Here is a 2,560-nt window from a genome sequence, read left to right on the forward strand (position 1 = left end):
AGAGTGAACTGAGGAACAACCTGAGATTTCCGGGGCAGTATTTTGATCAGGAAACGGGGTTGCATTATAACTACTTCAGGGATTATAACTCTGGGCTTGGGCGATATGTTCAGAGTGATCCGATTGGACTGGATGGGGGATTAAATACATACATTTATGTTGGGGGGCATCCCTTAAACTCAATGGATCATTTAGGATTGAATGAGTGGAATGATTTTCAAAAAAAGAACAAAGGCTCTTCAACTGAGAATAGTAAGAAATATTGGCAATGGAAGTTTAATAAACTAGCGGGTGAGAAAGCAGGCATGGGAAATATTGCTGGGGCGGTAGGAAATGCACCTGATTTAGTGGTTTCAGGGTTAAATCGTGCCTGTGCTAGGAAGTGGGATCGGCAGCTAGGAAAGATAATTCGCGATATTGATGATTATGAAAAAGGGCTCTTAGAATGTGGAAAGACTGTATACTATCAAATTACATATTTTGAGACAGCTACAGGCTGCAAAACCGATTTTTCCTTAAGAATTGGAACTACAAGACATGATGTCTATAGGCAAATAGTGCAGTCTTCAGAGCATTTAACCGAAAGTGCACTTGATACAAACATGTGGATGTACTATCGCGGAAAAAGAGTTAGCGGAATGAGAAATTATGAATAAAATTGTTATAGGTTTTTTAGTTATTATCAACTCATTTTCAGTCTGTGCAAATGAGGTGGATGAGTGTTGGAGTGATTCTGATACTGAAGAAGTACTTTCTAAAATTTCGGCTGCAGTAGTTTCTCTGCAAGGTGAGCTGACTATTGATGAAAGCTTGGATCTATCTCAGTGTCTTTATAAACTAGGTCGATATCAGGATGCTCTCGATGAGATTGAAAGCTTCACTAATAAGTGGGGATCTGATATTGAGCTCATTATTCTTAAGGGAAAAATATTCGTAAAACAGGGTAAGTATAGGGCTGCTCTTATGCAACTGGAAAAAGCAGTTCAGATTGATCAGTCGAGTTCAGAACCATATATCTATATGGCTAATGCTCTTTCTGGTTTAGGGCAATATAATCAGGCTATAGATATTCTTAAGGCGCAGCTTATCAAGAAAAAGAGAAATCAAAGCCCTACTTTTGGCAGTGCTAGTGTCATAACCTATGAAGAAGTCCCGCTGTATCTGTCTTTGGCTGAAACCTATGCGCAACTCGGCGACATGAATCAAGCAGAGGGAGTTATTCAAGAAGGATTTTTAAGAAATACTGGGTCTATTAAATTATTCGAGCACTATATGAGTTTACTCAAAGCGCAAAATAAGAGTATTTTGCTAAAACGATTAAAAGAGCAACATTGTTCTAGCCCTATGTTAAGAAAAAGCAAAAGTTGTCGACCTTGACTCATTCCCACCCTCCGGGTGGGACTTGTGGGAAAGAAGTTATATCCAGTAAAATTGGACCACCCGGGGCGAAGCAAATGGAACCCTAAGTATTGGGGTAAAAAACTGGGCTTCAATAAACCATTGCCTGCAATTGATGTAAATAAAGATTTCAGGGATTTAGCTGGGGGAACCTCGGAGTTTTTCAAGATAGTTGTCCCGTTCACTGATTGAACATTAAATCAAACAGGCCCAACAACAACCGACTCAACCCAGACTAATTCACATGCCCCCTTCCCTGTATCACTGCGACTCAAGGAGGTGTTCCAACGCCAATCGCGGTCTACCGCATTCACCAGTTTTCCCTTCAGCCGGATGACTTCTCCTTTAGAAACACTGTCTAAAACCTCCATTACCGCGGGGCTGGCTGGGATTATGTGCATATTGCCACTGCTGGTTTCGATCTGCCTTCTGGGAATGGGAAAATCCCTCACCTGCCAGTAGTAAAACCGGTTTCTCTGTGAAATATCGATCTGGCTGAGCACGCTGTCATCAGACATCGCTCCCCAGCCCAGAGCCAAGTCTAAAGGGGATAATTCGGCTTCTTTGCCCAGATGGTAACCTTCAACGCCCAGTACTTTGGCTGTTAACTGAAAGTCTGCAACCGGCGTCAGCATAAACCCCTTATGGGCGAACCTCTCGCTGTTGGCCAGGGCGGTTTGTATCGGCGCCTGAGGGGCCACGACTCCAGGGGAATAGGGTGCAGGCCGGTTGCTCCACCACTGCCAGAAACCGAAAATAAAACAAATCGCTAACACTGCTCTCAAAAAAAGCCCCCTTTTCACCAACGGTCTTCATACTAAAAAACGGTCAACTTCTCAGGTTGACCTTAAAGTGAAGGTGGCCTATTGGCCACCACTCTCACTGTTCCCCGCCTTCGGGCAGTTCCCGTCCGGACAACCGTTCTGCGCATCCGCCGGGCACCAGTTCGCTTCACCGCCAATGGCGCTGCCACTGTTGCCAATGCTGATGCCCCCACCCCAGCCTCCGCCAAAGCCTCCAATAATACTGTTCCCACCCCCGGTGCCACCTCCGCCACCGGAGCCGCTGCAGCTGCCTCCTGCACTGTGCCAGGTGATGCCGCTTCCGGATTTCACCACCTGACCGTTGGCACACCGGCTCTCCCATCGAACCTGGGCCTGGT

Annotated in this window: 5 protein-coding genes; 3 read left to right on the top strand and 2 right to left on the bottom strand. The window is 45.5% G+C overall.

Features of this window, described 5'->3' with window-relative positions; genetic code table 11:
* The 3 genes from ACNRUY_RS26150 to ACNRUY_RS26160 form a co-directional block, all read left to right on the top strand.
* On the top strand, positions 1–656 hold a 656-nt coding region (locus tag ACNRUY_RS26150; protein ID WP_488114600.1), incomplete at its 5' end, for an RHS repeat-associated core domain-containing protein.
* A complete protein-coding gene (locus ACNRUY_RS26155) occupies positions 649–1,377 on the top strand; it encodes a tetratricopeptide repeat protein (protein ID WP_488114601.1) in 729 nt (242 codons plus the stop codon). The genes ACNRUY_RS26150 and ACNRUY_RS26155, both read left to right, overlap by 8 nt.
* Positions 1,378–1,404: 27 nt before the next feature.
* A complete protein-coding gene (locus tag ACNRUY_RS26160; RefSeq protein WP_488114602.1) occupies positions 1,405–1,590 on the top strand; it encodes a hypothetical protein in 186 nt (61 codons plus the stop codon).
* An 8-nt stretch (positions 1,591–1,598) separates the two neighbouring features.
* On the opposite strand, the gene ACNRUY_RS26165 is transcribed toward ACNRUY_RS26160, so the two are convergent.
* A complete protein-coding gene (locus ACNRUY_RS26165; RefSeq protein ID WP_488114603.1) occupies positions 1,599–2,183 on the bottom strand; it encodes a hypothetical protein in 585 nt (194 codons plus the stop codon).
* Between the two features lie 78 nt (positions 2,184–2,261).
* Positions 2,262–2,560 (bottom strand): hypothetical protein (locus tag ACNRUY_RS26170; RefSeq protein WP_488114604.1); only part of this gene is annotated, 299 nt, incomplete at its 5' end.

It is taken from the genome of Endozoicomonas sp. Z74, assembly GCF_057680865.1.

Coding starts and splice junctions, on each gene's coding strand:
- ACNRUY_RS26155 (WP_488114601.1), top strand. CDS start 649: ATGAATAAAATTGTTATAGGTTTTTTAGTTATTATCAACTCATTTTCA.